Origin of the sequence: Melissospora conviva, assembly GCF_049523535.1 — a bacterium.
Lineage (GTDB): Bacteria > Actinomycetota > Actinomycetes > Mycobacteriales > Micromonosporaceae > Melissospora > Melissospora conviva.
Genome location: NZ_JBLLDT010000004.1, coordinates 182,064 through 200,996, shown reverse-complemented (window position 1 = coordinate 200,996; position 18,933 = coordinate 182,064). Strand labels below are relative to the sequence as shown.

Here is an 18,933-nt window from a genome sequence, read left to right as displayed (position 1 = left end):
GAACGACACGAAACGGCCGGGCCTTCGATGAAGAGGGCCCGGCCGTTTCAACCTGCATCGGCAGGTCAGCCGACGGTGACGCCGATCTGGTTCAGTCCACGCTCGGCACTGACGGCGGTGTCGCCGTTGCCGTGCCGCGAGAGCGCCCGCAGCGTCCAGTCGCCGGGGGCGGCGAAGAAGCGGAACTGTCCCTCCGGGGAGGTCACCACCTCGGCGGTGAACTCGCCGGTGGCGTCGAGGAGCCGGACGTACGCCCCGGGAACCGTCTCCCCCGTCGTCGCGCTGACGACGCCGGTGATGACGGTTTCCTTCTCGAGGTCGATACCCGCCGGCAGCGGGGCGGCCTGGTCCGGGGCCGCGCAGCCGGAGACGTTGACGGCAGCCATGCTCACGCCTCCCCGGGCTCGTCGCCGAGGACGATCGGCACGCCGATGAGCGAGCCGTACTCGGACCACGAACCGTCGTAGTTCTTGACGTTGGTGTGGCCGAGCAGCTCCCGCAGGACGAACCAGGTGTGCGAGGAGCGCTCGCCGATGCGGCAGTAGGCGATGATGTCCTTGCTCTCGTCCAGCCCGGCTGCGGCGTAGAGCGCCCGCAGCTCGTCGTCGGACTTGAAGGTGCCGTCCTCGTTGGCGGCCTTGGACCACGGCACGTTGACGGCGGTCGGGATGTGGCCGCCGCGCAGCGCCGCCTCCTGGGGCAGGTGCGCCGGGGCGAGCAGCCGGCCGGCGAACTCGTCGGGCGAGCGGACGTCGACGAGCGCCTTGGCGCCGATCGCCTCGACGACCTCGTCGCGGAAGGCGCGGATCGACAGGTCCGGCTCGCTCGCGACGTACTGGGTGGCGGGGCGGGTGACGATCTCGTCGGTGAGCGGACGGGCGTCCAGCTCCCACTTCTTGCGGCCGCCGTCGATCAGCTTGACCTCGCGGTGACCGTAGAGCTTGAAGTACCAGTACGCGTACGCGGCGAACCAGTTGTTGTTGCCGCCGTAGAGGACGACGACGTCGTCGTTGGCGACGCCCCGCTCGGAGAGCAGCGCCTCGAACTGGCTCTTGTTGAGGAAGTCCCGGCGTACCGGGTCCTGCAGGTCCGTACGCCAGTCGAGCTTGATCGCCCCGGCCAGGTGACCCCGGTCGTAGGCGGCGGTGTCTTCGTCGACCTCGACGAAGACGATCCCGTCGGTGCCGAGGTTCTTCTCGGCCCAGTCGGCCGAAACGAGTGCGGTGTCGCGACTCATCAGATCACTCCTGTAGAGGATGGTGTGGTGAGCCAAACGCGGAGGGCTGGACGTCTTCGTCGCACCACGCGCCGGACCCAGAAGGAAACGGATCACGGGGGTTTTGTGCGACGGCGGCACTGCCGAGCCGAAGGGGGTTTTACCGAGGGTGCGAAGACCCTGCGCCGAAAGCCGCTGAGAAAAGCGGTCGGAGGCAGCCCGCCGTCAGATGACGGCGGGACAGAGGCAGGTGGCCACGCGGCACAGGTCGACCGCGCGCCGTTTGGTGAGGTGCATCCCCATGCGAGGGAGGCTACCAGCCACCGCCGTGACCAGCACCGGACCGACCACCATCCGGGATTGCCCCGGGGGCGCGCAGGTGCTGGTCAGCGCCGGTCAGAGGGCGTTGAGCGGCACGTCCTTGGCGGTGGCGGAGACCTCCAGGCCCTCCGGCAGCGGACGGACCTCGGTAACCCGCATCTGGTACGGCAGCTCCGGCAGCGGGATCTGGATGGAGAGCTGCCGGGCGTAGTTGGTCAGCAGCGTCTGCGCCACCGGGATGTCGGGCAGCCCTTCGGCGGTGAGGTTCTCGAAGCGCATCCGCACCTTGCCCGCCTCGTCGACGACGAGCTCGCCGACGCCGTGGAGGGTGAACTGCTGCCCGAGGAGCTCCACCGGGGCGGTGACGGTCAGCTTGCCGTTCTGCTCGCCGAGCACCACCCCGGGCTGGTCGACGAAGCGCGCGACGCTGTCGTAGCCGACCACGCCGGTGCCGTCGACGGTCTGCGCGATGACGTCACCCTGGCCGGAGCGGATCGTCTCCAGCGAGGCGTGCACGTCGCGGGCGACGATCTCCAGCCGTGGCAGTTCGACGGTCTCGCCCTGCACCTCGCCGGAGGCGTCGTGCGCCACGATGGTGATCGAGTCGTACTTCTCGGCCAGCACCTGGGTCAGGAACGGGAACCCGCCGATGCTCACCTCCGGCGGGGAGGACGAGACGTTCTGGTTGGCGACCTCACGCTCGGCCTGCCGGGCGATCGCCCGCTCGGCGACCCCCAGGGCGACCCGGTCGGCGAGCACCAGCAGCCCGCCCAGGATCAGCACCAGGACGACGAGCGTGATCAGCACCTTGCGGCCGCGGCGCCGGGGCCGGGCCTGGGCCGGGTGGGTCTCCGACACGCGCGCCTCCTGTTGATCGCATCACGGAACGATCCGTGACCGGGCAGACGAATGTACCCGAGCCGGACCTTGCTCAATCGCCTACCGCGAAACGGCGATTCCGTTGTGGCGCCGTGGTTTCAGAGGAAGATCATGCTCGTCGCGTAGGCGACCGGAGCTGCCAGGGCGAACGCGCCGAGCGGCCCCTGCAGGTGCCGCGCGAGCCACATCGTCGGCGCCTCGCCGGCCATCAGCCGGCCCGCCTCGGCGTAGCCGGTGCTCAGGTCGACCAGCACGGCCGCGGCGGCGGTGACCAGTCCGATGACCGCTCCGGAGGTCGGGGTGAGGTGGACGATGTAGCTGCCGAGCACCGCGGCGGTCAGGGTGCCGGTCATCGCTCCGGCGACCACCCCGGCGGCGCCGCGGGGCACCTGCGGGGCGAGCCGGGGGCGGGCCCAGAACGCGTCGACGAGCCGGGCCACGGTCAGCGCCACCGCCGCCGCGGTCAGGCAGACCAGGATCGCCTGGGTGCCGGCGGGGTGCCGGCTGAGCACGATCAGCGCGGCGAAGGCCACCACGCCCACCACGATCACCAGGGTGCTGCCGATCGACTCGGTCACCTCACTGCGGTTGGCGCGCCGGGCCAGCTGGGCGATGACGGCGGCGGCGAAGCCGCCCACGGCGACGTAGCCGAGCGGGGCGAGGGCCGCCACCTCGGAGGTGACGGCGGCGTAGTCGGCGCCGGCCGCGACGACCAGGGCGACACCGGCGATCAGCCACATCGCCGGCGGCCGGACCGCCATCGTCCAGGCCAGCACGAAGAGCACCTGGACCGCGAAGATCGTCAGCGTCAGGGGGAGCCGTTCGGACGGGCCGGAGGCGAAGGCCGAGAGGATCAGGCCGCTGCCGAGCAGCGCGGAGAAGCCGGCCACGGCCAGCGAGAGCGGCCGGCGGACCGGCACCTCCTCGACCAGGTCGAGGTCGTCGTCGACCGGTTCGTCGTCGTGGCGCAGGGCGGGCTCGTACGGCTCCTCGGGGGCGCCGTGACCCGGACGACCGGGCGGTGGGTACGCGCCGGAGGGTTCGGGGCGGCCGGCGCCGCCCCAGGAGCCGCGGCCGGTCTCGGAAGGCGTCGAGGGATGCACGCCCCGATCGTGCCAGATTCAACCGGGGTTGCGCGGATCCCGGTTTCGGTGAGGTAAAAAGCATCCCCGTGTTGGGTGACAAAGCCGACAATGTGGAAATAGTAACGACCTTGCGCCGGTTGACGTCCGCTACGCTCAGCGCTGACCGCCCCGACAGCGTCGCCGGGACCCCCGCATTCTGCAAAGCCAGGCCCACTGCGGGCCTCGCTGGCCACCGCGGCCCGCCGGCCGTGGGACCGGAGGTGATCGTGTGGAAATCCTGCTGCTGGTGAGCCCCCGTGGCGGCGAACCCTCTGCGGTACTGCCCGCACTCGACCTGCTGCCGCACTCCGTCCGGACCGCTCCGCGCGACGTCCGCACGCTGATCTCCGGCCCCAGCCCGGACGCCGTCCTCGTCGACGCCCGCGCCGAGCTCAGCGAGGCCCGGGCCACCTGCCGCATGCTGCACGCCACCGGACTCGGGGTCCCCCTGATCGCTGTCGTCACCGAAGCCGGCCTGATCGCGCTCAACGCCGACTGGGGCGTCGACGACGTCATCCTCGCCGCCGCCGGCCCCGCCGAGGTCGAGGCGCGGCTGCGCCTGGCGACCGGCCGGATGGCCAGCGCCACCGCCGCGGCCGGCGGCTCCATCCGCGCCGGCGAGCTGACCATCGACCCCGACACCTACGCGGCCAAGCTCAAGGGCCGCCCGCTGGACCTGACGTACAAGGAGTTCGAGCTGCTGAAGTTCCTCGCCCAGCACCCGGGCCGGGTCTTCACCCGCGACCAGCTGCTGCGTGAGGTCTGGGGTTACGACTACTTCGGCGGCACCCGGACCGTCGACGTCCACGTCCGCCGGCTGCGGGCCAAGCTCGGCTCCGAGTACGAGTCGATGATCGGCACCGTGCGGCAGGTGGGCTACAAGTTCGTCGTCCCGCCGAGCCGGAGCCTGCCCGACAGCGAGCCCGCTGCGGTGACCGTCTGAGCCGACCGGCTCGAACGGCTACGGTGGACGGATGCGTCCGCAGACCTCCGCGCCGTACCCGATGACCCGCCTCGACCACCTCGGTCCGGAGGTGGTCGACGAGGTGGTCGCCCTGGCCGGTCTGGCGACGCGGACCGACGGGGCCGCGCCGATCGCCGAGCACGTCCTGCTCCTGCTGCGCCGGCCGCAGGCACGGCTGCGGCACCTGCTGCTGCGCGGACCCGCCGGCGAGCTGGCCGGCTACGCCAATCTGGATCTGACCGACCCCGCTGCGGGCATCGGCGTCGAACTCGTGGTGCACCCGGCCCACCGGGGCCAGGGGCACGGCCGGGCACTGCTGGCGGCGGTCGGCGCCGAGACCGAGGTCCCGCTGCGGATCTGGTCGCACGGCGACCACCCCTCGGCGGCGGCCCTCGCCGTCGACCTCGGTTTCCGCCGCGAGCGGATGCTCTGGCAGCTGCGCCGGCCGCTGACCGCGCCCGAGTTGCCCGATCTGTTCGCCCCGGAGTTGCCGGAGGGGATCGCGCTGCGCGGTTTCCGGCCCGGCCGCGACGACGAGGAGTGGCTCGCGCTCAACGCCCGGGCGTTCGCCGAGCATCCGGAGCAGGGGCGCTGGACGGCCGACGACCTGCGCGCGCGGATGGCGGAGCCGTGGTTCGACCCGGACGGGTTCCTGCTGGCCGTCTCCACCGAGACCGGCCGGCTGGTCGGCTTCCACTGGACGAAGGTGCACGACACCCCGGGCGGGCGCCCCATCGGCGAGGTCTACGTGCTCGGCGTGGACCCGGACGCCCACCGCGGCGGACTGGGCCGGGCGCTCACCACCGCGGGGCTGACCCATCTGCGCTCGCGCGGGCTGGACCGGGTGATGCTCTACGTCGACGACACCAACGCCGCGGCGATGGCCCTCTATCAGCGGCTCGGCTTCGCCCGCTGGTGTGCGCACGTGGAGTACCGCCGCGGCTGACCCGGGGCGGCTGCGCGGGGCGGATCCGGGGCGGCCGCGCGGGGCGGATCCGGCGATCCGGCGCAGCAGCGGCCAGCAGTTCACAAAACCGACATTCTTCGCTTGGTTCTCGGTCATCTGACTGGTGGGGGCTGTTCATCCCCCGTTCACTTCACCCCGGCAAACCGGCTACCTCGCCTCCGTAGCTTCCTTTTCAGCGCCGCTTGCGCGGCCGGGCCCCGAACCCCTCGGGAGCCTTGACGAAAGCTGAAGGGAACCGAACAGGTGAAGCTCCAGCGGCACGGCGGGATCGCCTGCCTCGCGCTCAGCGCGGCACTCGTGCTCAGCGCCTGCGGGTCCGACAACGAGTCGCTCGCGGACGCCGCGGCCGGCCCGGACGTGGACTGCGCCACCGGCACCCTCAACGCCCAGGGCTCCTCGGCCCAGAAGAACGCGATGGCCGAGTGGATCAAGGCGTACCAGCAGCAGTGCGGCGGCGCCCGCATCAACTACGAGCCCAGCGGCTCCGGCGCCGGTATCCAGGCGCTCATCGCCGGGACCGCCGACTTCGCCGGCTCCGACTCCGCGCTCAAGCCGCAGGAGCAGCCGCAGGCCGACGCGAAGTGCACCGACGGTGCCGCGATCCACCTGCCGATGGTCATCGGCCCGGTGGCGGTCGCCTACAACGTTCCCGGAGTGGACGGTCTCCAGCTCCGCCCCGCGACCCTCGCCAAGATCTTCGCCGGCGAGATCACCAAGTGGGACGACGCCGAGATCAAGGCCGACAACGCCGACGCCGAGCTGCCGTCGACCACCATCCAGACGATCCACCGCTCGGACTCCTCCGGTACCACCGACAACTTCACCGCCTTCCTCACCGCCACCGCGGGTGACGCCTGGACCTTCGACAAGGCCAAGGAGTGGAAGGCCCCCGGCGGCACCGGCGCCAAGGGCTCCGACGGTGTGGCCAGCCGCGTCTCCGGCGCCGAAGGCAGCATCGGCTACCTGGAGTGGTCCTACGCCGAGAACGCCGGCCTCGCCATCGCCAGGATCGGCAACGGCGCGGGCGAGTTCGCCGAGCTGACCGCCGACTCCGCCGGCAAGGCCATCGCCGGGGCCGAGGTCACCGGCAGCGGCAACGACCTCAAGCTCAAGATCGACTACAACACCGACACTCCGGGGGCGTACCCGCTGGTGCTGGTCACCTACGAGATCGTCTGCAGCGACGGGCTGGCCGACGACAAGCTGCCGCTGGTCAAGAGCTTCCTGAGCTACGCCGCCAGCGCAGACGCCCAGGCCGGTCTGACCGACCTCGGATACGCGCCGCTGCCCGAAGAGGTCCGTGCCAAGGTCGCGACCGCCGTCGAGTCCCTGAGCTGACCGACGCACCCCCGGAAACGAAGCGAGCGAGCAGATGGGTGATCCCCAGTCCCCCGTCGCCGGCACCGACGGCTCGGACCCGACCACTGGTCAGGACCGGACCGCCGGCGCCTCGGCGCGTACGGCGACAGTCACGACCGACAGCCCGCCCCCCGACGGGTTCGGCCTCGGCGGCGGCGGCGCCCTGCCGCGGCGGCGCGCCTTCGGCGCGGAGCGGGCATTTCAGGGCCTGACGCTGACCGCCGGCCTGACGGTGCTGGCCATCATCGTGGCCATCGCCGGCTTCCTGATCGCCAAGGCGGTCCCCGCGCTCGGCGCCAACACGGCGAACTTCTTCACCTTCAACGGCTGGTTCCCCAACGACCCGCAGCCCCGGTTCGGCATCGGCGCCCTGGCCTTCGGCACGGTGCTCAGCTCCGCGCTCGCCCTGCTCCTCGCGGTGCCGGTGTCGCTGGGCATCGCGCTCTACCTGTCGCACTACGCGCCGCGGCGTCTCGGCAACGCGCTGGGCTTCCTGATCGACCTGCTCGCCGCCGTGCCGAGCGTCGTCTTCGGCCTCTGGGGCCGGGACATCCTCAGCGGCCCGGTCCGGGACTTCTCCGGCTGGCTGCACGCCCATGCCGGCTGGCTGCCGTTCTTCGCCGGCGACGGCCCGTACGGCAGCTCCATGCTGCTGGCCGCGCTGGTGCTGGCGATCATGGTGCTGCCGATCATCACCTCCCTCTCCCGCGAGGTGTTCCGCCAGACCCCGCAGGCCAACCAGGAAGCCGCGCTCGCCCTCGGCGCGACGAAGTGGGAGATGATCCGCACCACCGTCCTGCCGTACGGCAAGCCCGGCGTGATCGCCGCGGTGATGCTCGGCCTGGGCCGGGCGCTCGGCGAGACGATCGCCCTGGCGATGACCCTCGGCATCACCTTCACCATCTCCGCGGACCTGATCACCAACGGCGGCAACACCATCGCCGCCAACATCGCCAACGCCTTCGGAGAGGCGAACGACGTCGGACGGGGCGCCCTGATCGCCTCCGGCCTGGTCCTCTTCGCGATCACCCTGCTGGTCAACATCGCCGCGCGGGCGATCATCCACCGCCGGCGCGAGTTCCGGGAGACCGCCGCATGAGCACCGAAACCCTGACCCGGCCGGCCCCCACCACCGACACCGACCTGCGGGCCCGCAGGCTGCCCCGGTACGCCGTACCGGCGCTCGCCCTCGCCGCGCTGGCCGTCGCGGTCGCCGTGGTCCGTCCCGGCGACAACGGCGGGCTGGTCCTCGCCGGCGCCTTCGCCGGCCTGCTCCACCTGGCCGGGCTCTTCGCCGCCGCGACCGCCGTCGAAGGGCGGCGCCGGGCCACCGACCGCACCTTCAGCGCCCTGATCCACTCCGCGTTCCTGCTGGCGGTGCTGCCGCTGCTCTCGGTGGTCTGGACCCTGGTGCAGAAGGGATCGGCGCGGCTGGACGCCAACTTCTTCGGCACCTCGATGAACAACATCGGGCCGCGGGACGCCATCGGCGGCGCCTACCACGCGATCGTCGGCACCCTGATGCAGGTCGGCGTCGCCACCCTGATCACGGTGCCGCTGGGCATCGCGGCCGCGATCTACATCGTCGAGTACGGCCGCGGCCGGCTCGCCGCCACCATCCGCTTCTTCGTCGACGTGATGACCGGCATCCCCTCGATCGTGGCGGGCCTGTTCGTCCTCGCCTTCTGGGTGCTGGTGGTCTCGCCGGTCTTCAACGACGGCCGCCCCGGCTTCTCCGGCTTCGCCGCGGCGCTCGCGCTCTCGGTGCTGATGCTGCCGACGATCGTCCGCTCCACCGAGGAGATGCTGCGCCTGGTGCCCGCGCCGCTGCGGGAGGGCGCCTACGCCCTCGGCGTACCGAAGTGGAAGACGATCCTGCAGGTGGTCCTGCCGACCGCCGCGCCGGGCATCGTCACCGGCGTCATGCTCTCCGTCGCCCGCGCCGCCGGCGAGACCGCGCCGGTGCTGCTGGTCGCCGGCGGCGGCGCGGCCATCAACTTCAACCCCTTCCAGGAGAGCCAGTCGTCCCTGGCCCTCTTCGTCTACCAGCAGGCCGGCGACGCCTCCCGGTACGCGCCCGACCGGGCCTGGACCGCCGCGCTGACGCTCGTCGCCCTGGTGCTGCTGCTGACCGTCACCGCGAAGCTGCTGGCCCGCCGCAACCCGCTCAGCCGATGAAAGGAAACGCCGTCATGGCCAAGCGCATCGAAGCCACCAACGTCAGCGCCTACTACGGCGCGTTCAAGGCGATCGAGGACATCAACCTCGTCGTCGAGCCGAAGACCGTCACCGCGCTGATCGGCCCCTCCGGCTGCGGCAAGTCCACCTTCCTGCGGTCGATCAACCGGATGCACGAGGTGCTCCCCGGTGCCCGCGTCGACGGCTCGCTCACCATCGACGGGCAGGACATCTACGACACCGAGGTCGACGTGACGGCGGTACGCCGCACCATCGGCATGGTCTTCCAGCGTCCCAACCCCTTCCCCACGATGTCGATCTTCGAGAACGTGGTCGCCGGGCTGAAGCTCAACGGCGTACGGAAGAAGTCGATCCTGGAGGAGGCGGCCGAGAACGCCCTGCGCGCGGCGAACCTCTGGAACGAGGTCAAGGACCGGCTCGGCAAGCCCGGCGCGGGGCTCTCCGGCGGCCAGCAGCAGCGGCTCTGCATTGCCCGCACCATCGCCGTCCAGCCACAGGTGGTGCTGATGGACGAGCCCTGCTCGGCGCTGGACCCGATCTCCACGCTGGCGATCGAGGACCTGATGAGCCAGCTCAAGGACCGCTACACGATCATCATCGTCACCCACAACATGCAGCAGGCGGCGCGGGTGTCGGACCGGACCGCCTTCTTCTCCATCGAGAAGACCGGTGACCCGGGCCGGCTGATCGAGTACGACACCACCCAGCAGATCTTCAGCAACCCGGCGCAGAAGAAGACCGAGGACTACATCACCGGCCGCTTCGGCTGACCGGGTCCGGCGCTCCCTGCTGCCGTCACCACCCGCCCGGGCTGCCGGTCACTCCAGCACGAACCGGGCCGGTCCGTCGGCGGGCTGCTCCAACCGCGGCCGCAACGGTGTGGCCACCTGACGCCGCGCCGCGGCCCGCGCCACCCCGTCCAGGTCCCCCGCGGCAGCCACCTGCTGCAACGTGATCAGCGTCGGCGGCAGCATGGTGATCTCGGCGGCGTGCAGCCGGGCGATCACGTCCTCGGGGCGTACCCACTCGGTCTGGTCGGCCTCGCCGGAGACATCGCGGGTCCGCTGCCCGGCCGGCAGCAGGGCGGCGAAGAAGTACGTGTCGAAGCGGCGCGGCTCGAACTCCGGCGTGATCCACCGGCTCCACGGCAGCAGCAGATCCGAGCGCAGCGTCAGCTCCCGTTCGGCGAGCAGATCGGCGAAGTGCAGCCGGCGCTGCACCAGCGCCGCCCGGACCGCCTCCCAGTCGTCGGAGCTGACGTCGCCGACCACCGAATCGGCGGTCGGACCGGCCAGCAGCACCCCGGCCTCCTCGAAGACCTCCCGGGCCGCCGCGCAGACAACCGCCTGGGCTGCCTCCGGGGTCAGCCCGAGCCGCCGCCCCCACTCGGCGGCGTCCGGCCCGGCCCACCGCAGGTCCGTCCGGGAGTCGGAGGCGTCGACCCCGCCACCGACGAAGGCGTGCACGCCGCCGAAGACCATCGCGCTGTGCCGGCGGATCATGTACACCTCGAAGCCGGTCCCGGCGGGGCGCAGCAGCAGGACCGTCGCGGCGACCTTCGGGGTGGCGGCGACACCGCCGGAGTCGGCGAACCGCCGGGCGTGCTCGACCAGTGCGGGGGGTGCGGGGAAGAAGCCACGATCGAGGGACATGCGGCGAGCCTAGTGCGCCCGCCGGGCGGCCGGGAGTCTCGGCGGCTGGGCTACCGTGCCCGGCATGACACGTTGGGGGATCCTGGCCACCGGCTTCATCGCCACCCGTTTCGTCGAGGACCTGCGGCTGCTGCCGGACGCCGAGGTGGCCGCGGTCGGCTCCCGCTCACCCGAGGGCGCGCAGCGCTTCGCCGACCGGCACGGCATCGCCCGGGCGTACGGCTCCTGGGCCGAACTGGCAGCCGACGACTCGCTGGACGTCGTCTACGTCGCCACTCCGCACGCCGCCCATCACGCCGCGGCGACGATCTGCCTGCAGGCGGGGCGCGCGGTGCTGGTGGAGAAGCCCTTCACGCTGGACCGCCGCTCAGGCGCGGAGCTGGTCGACCTGGCCCGGTCGCGGGACGTCTTCCTGATGGAGGCGATGTGGATGCGCTGCAATCCGCTGCTGCGGCGCGTCGCGGAACTCGTCGCCGACGGGGCGATCGGGCAGGTGACGACGGTCGCCGCGGACTTCGGCGCGGCCGGGCCGTTCCCGCCGGAGCACCGGATGCGGGCGCGCACCCTCGGCGGCGGGGCGCTGCTGGACCTCGGGGTGTACCCGGTGGGCCTGGCGCACCTGCTGCTCGGGGTGCCGCAACAGGTGCGGGCCTTCGCGCAGCTGAGCCCGGAGGGAGTCGACGAGAACACCGGCATCCTCCTCGGGTACGCCGACGGCGCCCTCGCCACGCTCAGCTGCGGCATGGTCGGTGCGACACCGCTGGTCGCGAGCGTCACCGGCACCGCCGGCCGGATCGACCTGCCCGCGCCCTTCTACCGTCCGCCGTACGCGACCCTGCACCGCGACGGGGCCGCACCGGAGGTGCTCCGGGCCGACCTGAGCGGATGGGGCTACCAGCACGAGGCGGCCGAGGTGCAGCGCTGTCTGGCGGCCGGGCTGCGGGAGAGCCCCCTTGTGCCGCAGCGCGCCACGCTGGAGGTGCTGGGGCTGCTGGACGACATCCGGGCGCAGATCGGCGTCGACTACGCATGAGACAGGGGCGTCCTTCCGGTCGGGAAGGACGCCCCTGTGTCGTCTGCGCCGGCTGAAGTGGTGCGCCGGTCAGCTGAAGAGCGGCCGGGTCACGAAGTACATGATCGCGCCGATCGAGCCGGCCGCCGGGAAGGTAAGGATCCAGGCGCCGATGATGTTGCCGGCCACGTTCCACCGCACCGCGGAGAGGCGTTTGGTGGCGCCGACACCCATGATCGCCGAGGTGATGGTGTGGGTGGTGGAGATCGGGGCACCGAGCACCAGGGCGTTGAAGTAGAGCACGCCGCTGGCGACCGCCTCCGCCGCGAAGCCCTCCGGCGGCTTCAGGTCGATGATCTTGCGACCGAGGGTGCGGATGATGCGCCACCCACCGGAGTACGTACCCGCGGCGAGGACCGCGGCCGAGGTCCAGAACGCCCATTCCGGGATGTGCGTCGCGCTGCCCTGCACACCGCCGACGTAGAGCGCCAGCACGACGATACCGATGGTCTTGGCGGCGTCCTGCATACCGTGACCGACCGACATGGCGGCGGCCGACGCGGTCTGGGCCCAGCGGAAACCGCGGCTGAGCTTACCCGGGTGCCCCTTCCGGAAGATCCACTGCACGGCGATCATCACGATGTAGCCGAGGACGAAACCGACAACCGGCGAGATGACCATCGGCAGGATCACGCTGCCCACGACCCCGCCCCAGAGCACGGTGCCGGAGGCGGCCATCGTGGCGCCGACCAGGCCGCCGATCAGCGAGTGCGACGAGGAGGAGGGGAGGCCGAAGTACCAGGTGACGAGGTTCCACACGATCGCGCCGATGACGCCGGCGAAGACGATGCCGAGACTGGAGACACCGCCGGGAAGATCGACCAGGCCGCTGCCGACGGTCTTGGCCACCTCGGCGCCGAAGTGCGCGCCGATGAAGTTGCCGACCGCGGCCATGGCCAGCGCGACCCGGGGGGTGAGTGCCCGGGTGGAGATGCTGGTGGCGATCGCGTTCGCCGCGTCATGGAAGCCGTTGGTGTAGTCGAAGATCAGAGCTACGCCGATAACCGCCAGTACGGCGATGAATTCCGGATCCAGGTTCACTGGGGTCAGGACTCCTTGACGGCGATGGTCTCGACGGTGTTGGCCACGTGCTCGAAGGCGTCGCAGGCGGCCTCCAGCTCGTCGGCGACCTCCTTCATCTTCAGCACGGTCAGCGCGTCGTACTCACCGGAGAAGAGCCGTACCAGGAGCATCCGGTTGATGCGGTCGCCCTCGTTCTCGAGGCGGTTGCACTCGATCCAGTAGTCCTGGAGGTTCTTCATCGACTTCAGGCGGGGCATCGCGTCGGCGGTCAGCCGCGCCTGCTGGTCGAGCACGTTGACCATCTCGTGCATCTCACGGGGCAGGCTGGGCAGCTCGGAGAGGCCGTAGAGGTAGACCAGTTCGCCGACGGCCTCGATGTGGTCCATCACGTCGTCGAGCAGCGACCCGAGGGCGTAGATGTCCTCGCGGTCGAAGGGGGTGATGAAGGTAGAGTTGATCTTTCGGTAGAGCTCGTGGGTGATCTGGTCGCTGTCGTGCTCGACCTCGGTCAGCCGCTCGCTGACCGACTGCACGTCGACGCCGGGCAGCCCCAGCTCGTTGAGCAGCTCCGTGCCTCGGACGAGGTTCTGGGCGGCTCGGGTGAAGAGCTCATAGAAGGCGCCCTCGGTGGGACGGAAGGAAAACTTCACAGGACGAAACCTCGTCGCGTCGGTGGGGCACGGGACCGGCTCCCGCAGGAGCCCGCCCTGGAATGCTAGGGAAGCCGGATCGGCCGCTTTCAGCGGCCTACCCCCGGCCAGGCCAGGTTCACCGCTCGTTTACCTGCTGTTCACCTTGACCCACCTGGAGCGGCCCGGATCGTGCCTTCGGCCGCCACCCATTTCACGCTACGTCGAATTCGGCGCAGGGCTCGGCGCGTGGTGACGGATACCACCCACCGACCCGCCGTGCTCGTACCCACCGGCGTGGCCCGCTAACCCGCCCGCCGACTCACGTGACGAGCGCCAGCCACTTGCGGAACGCGGTGGCGAAGGGCTCGGTGTCGGCGAGGGAGGCGTAGAGCCGCCGTGCTTCCGCCTCTGCCGCGGCCACCACCTCGGGCGGATACCCGTACCGCTCCCGGTGCTCGGCGAACTCGTCCTCGTCGCGCAGCTCGACCACGCCGCTGCCGCGGCGGCGCACCACGTCCAGGTCGAGGTCGATCAGGTGCACCGTCTCCCCCTCCCAGCGGGCCGGAGTGGTGATGTCGCAGTAGATCTCGCTGGTACGCGGCGGCGGGTTGAACATCGCGGTCCACCAGCCCTGGTGCGGCACCAGCAGCACGAACGGAATACGCTCCACGGAGGCCCGGCCGTGGTAGACCGACTTCGTGCCCTTCACCACACCGAGCCAGACACCCAGGTCGTCCTCGGCGAGCCGGCGGGCCGGATAGTCACGATGGGCGCTGCCGTCGTACTTCCGGTAGATGACACGGACGACGTCGCTCGGCATTACCGCACCCTAACCGATTCGGGTCAGCGTGCACTGCCGAGAACGAAACGGACAGTGGCCGGCGGCTGACGGGACGTCGACGACGGCGTGTGGCAGCGGAACGGCCGTCGGAGGCGACCGGTAGCGTCTGCGAGGTGACCGCTCCCCGCACCTTCACCAGCTATCCGAAGTCGGCGACCCGGGGACGGAAACGGGGCTCGCGGCCCGGCACGGCCGAGTTGCTCGCCGCCGCGGTCGGCGCGGTGCCGGGCGGCATCTCCCGCCCCGGCCAGCAGGAGATGGCGCTCGCAATCGAGGCCGCCATCGCCTCCCGCGAGCACCTCCTGGTGCAGGCCGGCACCGGCACCGGCAAGTCCCTGGCGTACCTCACCCCGGCGCTGACCGTCGACGGACCGGTGGTGGTCTCGACCGCCACCCTCGCCCTGCAGGCCCAGCTGGTCGAGCACGACCTGCCGCGCCTCGCCGACGCCGTCGAACCACTGCTCGGGCGACGCCCCACCTTCGCCGTGCTGAAGGGCCGGCACCACTACCTCTGCCTCGCCCGGCTGGACAACTCGACCGAGGACGAGCCGGAGGAGACCCTCTTCGACGCTCCCGTGCAACGCGGCGGCACGAAGTGGCTGGGTGAGACGGGCCGGCTCGGCAAGCAGGTGCAGCGGCTGCGGGACTGGGCGGACAAGACCGACACCGGTGACCGGGACGAGCTGGACCCGGGCGTCGACGAACAGGCCTGGCGGCTGGTCTCGATGCCCGCCCGGGAGTGCGTCGGCGCCTCCCGCTGCCCGTTCGGCACCGAGTGCTTCGCCGAGCAGTCGCGGCTGCGGGCCCGGGAGGCGGACGTGGTGGTGACCAACCACAGCCTGCTCGCCATCGACATGCTCGCCGGCCGGCACATCGTCCCGCCGCACAAGGTGCTGGTCATCGACGAGGCGCACGAGCTCGTCGACCGGGTCTCGGCCGCCGCCCAGGCCGAGCTGGTGCCCGAGCTGATCGACCGGGCCGCCCGCCGGGCCCGGCCGCTGCTCAAGCCCGAGACCGCCGAACTCCTGGTCGAGGCGGGCGACGCGCTCTCCGTCGGCCTGGCCGAGATCCCCGCCGGGCGGCTCACCGCCGGGCTCCCCGCCGCGCTGACGGAGGCCTGCACGCTGCTGGACTCCGCGACCCGTGGCGCCCTGGAGAGCATCGGCGACGTCCGCTCCGACGACCCCGACCCGGTCCGCAAGCAGCAGGCGAAGGCGGTGCTCGACGAGCTCTCCAAGACCGCGCAGCGGCTGCTGGAGGAGTCCGAGCACGACGTCGCCTGGGTGGAGAAGTCCGACATCGGCAACGGCCGGCGGGCCCTGGTGGTCGCCCCGCTATCGGTCGCCGGCACCCTCGCCACCCACCTGTACGACGACCGCACAGTCGTCGCCACCTCCGCGACGCTGACCCTCGGCGGCCGTTTCGACACGGTGGCCCGGTCGCTCGGACTCGCCGACCCGCCGGCTGCCCCGGCCCCCTCGCCGACGGCGGCCGCGCTCGCCGACGCCACCGCGGCCGGCCGCGACTCCGCCCCCGCCCGCGCCTCTTCCACCGCCCGCACCGCCGGCTCGGCGGCGGCGGAGCCGGCGACCGACGGGCCGGGCTGGCGCTCGATGGACGTCGGTTCCCCCTTCGACTACGCCCGCCAGGGGATCCTCTACGTCGCCGCGCACCTGCCCCGGCCCAGCGTCTCCGGGCTGCCCGCGGCGGCCGGCGAGGAGCTGCTGTCGCTGGTGAACGCGCTGGGCGGGCGTACCCTCGGGCTCTTCTCGTCCCGACGCGCCGCGCAGCAGGCCGCGGAGCTGGTGCGGGCCCGGACGGATCTGCCGGTGCTGCTTCAGGGCGAAGAGGCGCTGCCGCTGCTGGTACGCCGCTTCCGCGAGGACCGTGCCAGCTGCCTGTTCGGCGTCATGTCGCTCTGGCAGGGGGTGGACGTGCCGGGCGACGCCTGTCAGCTCGTGGTGATCGACCGGCTGCCGTTCCCGCGGCCCGACGAGCCGCTGGCGGCCGCGCGCGCCGCCGCCGTGGACGCCGCCGGCGGCTCCGGCTTCGCCTCGATCAGTGTGCCGATCGCCGCGGTCCGGCTCGCCCAGGGCGTCGGCCGGCTGATCCGCGCCTCCGGCGACCGGGGGGTGGTCGCGGTGCTCGACTCACGGCTGGAGACCGCCCGCGGCTACGGTTCGTTCCTGCGGCGCAGCCTGCCGCCCTTCTGGTACACCACCCGGCCCGAGGTGGCCCGGGGCGCACTGGAACGGCTCGCCAAGAACTGAGCGGTGACCGCGGCGGCGGGTCGTCCCGCCGCCACGGTCACATCTCACGGATTCGTCGCTGCGACGACCACCGCGTCCGGTGGGGCCTGCGGCACCTGGTGCCGGCTGAGCCGACGCACCGCCGTGTTCAGGACCGCGATCACCGGCACCGCGACCAGCGCGCCGACGATGCCGGCCAGCACCACGCCGCTGGTGACGGCGACGATAACCACCAGGGGATGGATGGCGACCGCCCGTCCCATGATTATCGGTTGCAGGACGTTCCCCTCCAGCTGCTGCACACCGATCACCACACCGAGGATGATCAGCGCGGTGACCAGGCCGCTGTCGACGAGCGCGATCAGCACCGCGACCGCCCCGGAGAGGGTCGCACCGATGATCGGGATGAACGAGCTGAGGAAGATCAGCGCGGAGAGCGGCAACGCGAACGGCACGTCGAAGATGTAGAGGAAGACGCCGATGCCGACAGCGTCGATGAACGCGACCAGCACTGTCGCCCGGACGTAGGCAACCAGCGTGTTCCAGGCGGCCTGTCCCGCGTCGTCCACGCGCCAGCGCGCGGCGACCGGCAGGAGCTGGACCACGAACCGCCAGATCTTGTTGCCGTCGCGCAGGAAGAAGAAGGTCGCGAAGAGGACCAGGATCGCGCCGGTGAAGACCTCCACCACAGTGGTGGCGGTGGAGATGGCGCCGCTGGTCAGCCCCTGGGTGTTCTGCTCCACCCAGCGCTGCCCCTCCTCGATGTATTTGCTCAGCTGACCGTCGGAGAGGTGCAGCGGACCTTCCTTGAGCCACTCCTGGATCTGCTCGATGCCCCGGGATGACTGCTGGGTCAGGTCCGGCAGGCCCCGGATGAACTCGTTGACCACCAGGGTGAGCGTGCCGATCACCGCGGCCAGGCCGGTGACCACCACCAGGGCGGTCGCCATCGACCGGGGGAAGCGCGCCCGCAGCAGCCAGCGCACCGCCGGGCCCATCAGCGCGGTGAGCAGCAGCGCGATCGCCAGCGGGATCATCACGATGCTCAGACTGCCGCCGACCTTGATCAGCCCCCAGGCGACAACCCCGATCACGATCAGCCGCCAGGACCACGCCGCGGCGATCCGCAGGCTGTGCGGCACGTCGGCGTCGTCCCGGCTGTTGGTGGAGACATGACCGTCGTTGACCGGCTCGGGACCCGGCAGCGGAGGCGCCGGCTCCGGGGCGGCCGGCGGCGGCAGCGGTGCGTCCGCCCGGCGCTCCGCGCGCCGTACCGATTCCCGGCCGGCCTCATAGGCGCGGCGGAACCGGGTGCGGAACTGCTCTCTGCGGCTCAAACGAACCTCCTCGCCGTGAACGGGCTCCCCTACGGTAGTCGGCGACGACCACATCGCCGACAGAGCGTGCCCGGGTTGCCACACCGTGCCCACTCGCGCATCCGCATAATCACGAACGCCACTTCACGATCGCGAATCGACGCGCCGTGCGGCGTCCGATTTCAGCACCGGGACCGCAACCCGCGGCTCGTCCGCCGGGCGCGGTAGCGTTCCGGTGTGACCGCCGATCAGAACCTTGACACCGGCCTGCCGATCCGCATGCTGCACGACCGCGTCCTGGTGAGGATGGAGGGCAGCGACGGCGAACGGCGCTCCACCTCCGGCATCGTCATCCCCGCCACCGCCACCATGGGCAAGCGGCTCGCCTGGGCGACCACCGTCGGCGTCGGCCCCAACGTGCGGTCGATCGTCACCGGCGACCGGGTGCTCTTCGACCCGGACGAGCGCTCCGAGGTCGAACTGCACGGACGCGAGTACGTCCTGCTGCGCGAGCGCGACGTGCACGCGGTGGCGGCCCAGCGGGTGGAGCCGGACTCCACCGGCCTCTACCTCTGACGCCCTCCGCCGGCGGCTGCGGCTGCCCGGCCCCTGTCCGCCGCCCGGCTCGACCGGATTCGGCGTTTGCGTCCCCCTCCTGCGGGAAGCCAGCGCCGAGCCCCGAAGCCGTAGCGGAGGACGAGATGCCGGAGCTAATCAAGAAGGTGCTGACCTGGGGGTTTCTCGCCTTCGTGATCTTCTACATCGCCTACCGGCCGGACGGCGCCGCGCAGATCTTCAAAGCGATCGGCGGCGGGTTGATGGTGATCTTCCAGGGCTTCGGTGACTTCTTCACCGGCCTGGTCAGCTGAGGGGCAGCCCGGAGACGGCAGCCCACGTGGATCCTCCCCGGCGGATCACGGATTGGCCGGTGGCGGTGGCGGTGGCGGTACGGACGTCGGCGCACCGGCCGGTGGCGTAGGGCCCGCCGGACCATAGCCGGCCGGACCATGTCCAGGCGGGCCGTACCCAGGCGGGCCGTAGGCAGGCGGGCCGTAGGCAGGCGGGCCGTAGGCAGGCGGGCCGTAGGCAGGCGGGCCGTAGGCAGGCGGGCCGTAGGCA

General features: G+C 71.7%; 20 protein-coding genes. 10 read left to right on the top strand and 10 right to left on the bottom strand.

Features of this window, described 5'->3' with window-relative positions:
* Nucleotides 1-65: 65 nt before the first annotated feature.
* The 5 genes from ACK8GG_RS12290 to ACK8GG_RS12270 form a co-directional block, all read right to left on the bottom strand.
* Nucleotides 66-386: a DUF1416 domain-containing protein gene (locus ACK8GG_RS12290; RefSeq protein WP_440349437.1), complete on the bottom strand. Its 321-nt coding sequence runs from the start codon at nucleotides 384-386 to the stop codon at nucleotides 66-68.
* Between the two features lie 2 nt (nucleotides 387-388).
* A complete protein-coding gene (locus ACK8GG_RS12285) occupies nucleotides 389-1,237 on the bottom strand; it encodes a sulfurtransferase (RefSeq protein WP_440356346.1) in 849 nt (282 codons plus the stop codon).
* 204 nt (nucleotides 1,238-1,441) lie between these two features.
* On the bottom strand, nucleotides 1,442-1,513 hold the full coding sequence (locus tag ACK8GG_RS12280) for an Ms5788A family Cys-rich leader peptide (RefSeq protein WP_440349806.1): 72 nt from the start codon (nucleotides 1,511-1,513) through the stop codon (nucleotides 1,442-1,444).
* A 99-nt stretch (nucleotides 1,514-1,612) separates the two neighbouring features.
* Nucleotides 1,613-2,395, bottom strand: coding sequence for an LmeA family phospholipid-binding protein (locus ACK8GG_RS12275; RefSeq protein WP_440349435.1), 783 nt, complete (start codon nucleotides 2,393-2,395; stop codon nucleotides 1,613-1,615).
* Between the two features lie 119 nt (nucleotides 2,396-2,514).
* On the bottom strand, nucleotides 2,515-3,519 hold the full coding sequence (locus ACK8GG_RS12270; protein WP_440352423.1) for a hypothetical protein: 1,005 nt from the start codon (nucleotides 3,517-3,519) through the stop codon (nucleotides 2,515-2,517).
* Between the two features lie 250 nt (nucleotides 3,520-3,769).
* On the opposite strand from ACK8GG_RS12270, the gene ACK8GG_RS12265 reads away from it, so the two are divergent.
* The 6 genes from ACK8GG_RS12265 (at nucleotide 3,770) to pstB (ending at nucleotide 9,799) form a co-directional block, all read left to right on the top strand.
* Nucleotides 3,770-4,483, top strand: coding sequence for a winged helix-turn-helix transcriptional regulator (locus ACK8GG_RS12265; RefSeq protein WP_440349433.1), 714 nt, complete (start codon nucleotides 3,770-3,772; stop codon nucleotides 4,481-4,483).
* 31 nt (nucleotides 4,484-4,514) lie between these two features.
* Nucleotides 4,515-5,450, top strand: a complete 936-nt coding sequence (gene mshD / locus ACK8GG_RS12260) for a mycothiol synthase (RefSeq protein ID WP_440349432.1) — start codon at nucleotides 4,515-4,517, stop codon at nucleotides 5,448-5,450.
* A gap of 264 nt (nucleotides 5,451-5,714) precedes the next feature.
* A complete protein-coding gene (gene pstS, locus ACK8GG_RS12255) occupies nucleotides 5,715-6,809 on the top strand; it encodes a phosphate ABC transporter substrate-binding protein PstS (protein ID WP_440356345.1) in 1,095 nt (364 codons plus the stop codon).
* Nucleotides 6,810-6,843: 34 nt separating this feature from the next.
* Nucleotides 6,844-7,929 carry a phosphate ABC transporter permease subunit PstC gene (gene pstC / locus ACK8GG_RS12250; RefSeq protein WP_440356344.1) on the top strand — a complete coding sequence of 362 codons (1,086 nt, stop codon included), beginning with the start codon at nucleotides 6,844-6,846 and terminating at the stop codon, nucleotides 7,927-7,929.
* Nucleotides 7,926-9,008 (top strand): phosphate ABC transporter permease PstA, encoded by a 1,083-nt coding sequence (pstA, locus tag ACK8GG_RS12245; protein ID WP_440356343.1) that lies wholly within the window; start codon nucleotides 7,926-7,928, stop codon nucleotides 9,006-9,008. Before pstC ends, pstA begins: the two co-directional genes overlap by 4 nt.
* Nucleotides 9,009-9,022: 14 nt before the next feature.
* Nucleotides 9,023-9,799: a phosphate ABC transporter ATP-binding protein PstB gene (pstB, locus tag ACK8GG_RS12240; RefSeq protein ID WP_440349428.1), complete on the top strand. Its 777-nt coding sequence runs from the start codon at nucleotides 9,023-9,025 to the stop codon at nucleotides 9,797-9,799.
* Nucleotides 9,800-9,847: 48 nt separating this feature from the next.
* Here pstB and ACK8GG_RS12235 read toward each other — a convergent pair whose 3' ends face one another.
* Complete coding sequence (locus tag ACK8GG_RS12235) at nucleotides 9,848-10,681, bottom strand: NUDIX hydrolase (protein WP_440356342.1); 834 nt, start codon at nucleotides 10,679-10,681, stop codon at nucleotides 9,848-9,850.
* A gap of 64 nt (nucleotides 10,682-10,745) precedes the next feature.
* Between ACK8GG_RS12235 and ACK8GG_RS12230 the strand changes: the two genes are divergently transcribed.
* Nucleotides 10,746-11,714 (top strand): Gfo/Idh/MocA family protein, encoded by a 969-nt coding sequence (locus ACK8GG_RS12230; protein WP_440356341.1) that lies wholly within the window; start codon nucleotides 10,746-10,748, stop codon nucleotides 11,712-11,714.
* A gap of 69 nt (nucleotides 11,715-11,783) precedes the next feature.
* Here ACK8GG_RS12230 and ACK8GG_RS12225 read toward each other — a convergent pair whose 3' ends face one another.
* From ACK8GG_RS12225 to ACK8GG_RS12215, 3 genes are all read right to left on the bottom strand, one after another.
* Entirely contained in the window at nucleotides 11,784-12,788 is a 1,005-nt protein-coding gene (locus tag ACK8GG_RS12225) for an inorganic phosphate transporter (RefSeq protein WP_440349805.1), read from the bottom strand.
* A gap of 11 nt (nucleotides 12,789-12,799) precedes the next feature.
* Complete coding sequence (locus tag ACK8GG_RS12220) at nucleotides 12,800-13,426, bottom strand: DUF47 domain-containing protein (RefSeq protein ID WP_440349425.1); 627 nt, start codon at nucleotides 13,424-13,426, stop codon at nucleotides 12,800-12,802.
* Between the two features lie 301 nt (nucleotides 13,427-13,727).
* Nucleotides 13,728-14,228, bottom strand: a complete 501-nt coding sequence (locus ACK8GG_RS12215) for a DUF402 domain-containing protein (protein WP_440356340.1) — start codon at nucleotides 14,226-14,228, stop codon at nucleotides 13,728-13,730.
* Between the two features lie 134 nt (nucleotides 14,229-14,362).
* Between ACK8GG_RS12215 and ACK8GG_RS12210 the strand changes: the two genes are divergently transcribed.
* The gene (locus tag ACK8GG_RS12210) at nucleotides 14,363-16,519 is read left to right on the top strand and encodes an ATP-dependent DNA helicase (RefSeq protein WP_440356339.1); all 2,157 of its coding nucleotides are present in this window, start codon (nucleotides 14,363-14,365) and stop codon (nucleotides 16,517-16,519) included.
* Nucleotides 16,520-16,563: 44 nt separating this feature from the next.
* Here the strand turns inward: ACK8GG_RS12210 and ACK8GG_RS12205 are convergent, their stop codons facing one another.
* Complete coding sequence (locus ACK8GG_RS12205) at nucleotides 16,564-17,889, bottom strand: AI-2E family transporter (protein ID WP_440353324.1); 1,326 nt, start codon at nucleotides 17,887-17,889, stop codon at nucleotides 16,564-16,566.
* Nucleotides 17,890-18,051: 162 nt separating this feature from the next.
* Here ACK8GG_RS12205 and ACK8GG_RS12200 point away from each other — a divergent pair, with 162 nt between their 5' ends.
* Nucleotides 18,052-18,390, top strand: a complete 339-nt coding sequence (locus ACK8GG_RS12200; RefSeq protein WP_440349422.1) for a GroES family chaperonin — start codon at nucleotides 18,052-18,054, stop codon at nucleotides 18,388-18,390.
* 125 nt (nucleotides 18,391-18,515) lie between these two features.
* On the top strand, nucleotides 18,516-18,683 hold the full coding sequence (locus ACK8GG_RS12195) for a hypothetical protein (protein WP_440349421.1): 168 nt from the start codon (nucleotides 18,516-18,518) through the stop codon (nucleotides 18,681-18,683).
* The last annotated feature ends 250 nt before the right edge of the window (nucleotides 18,684-18,933 follow it).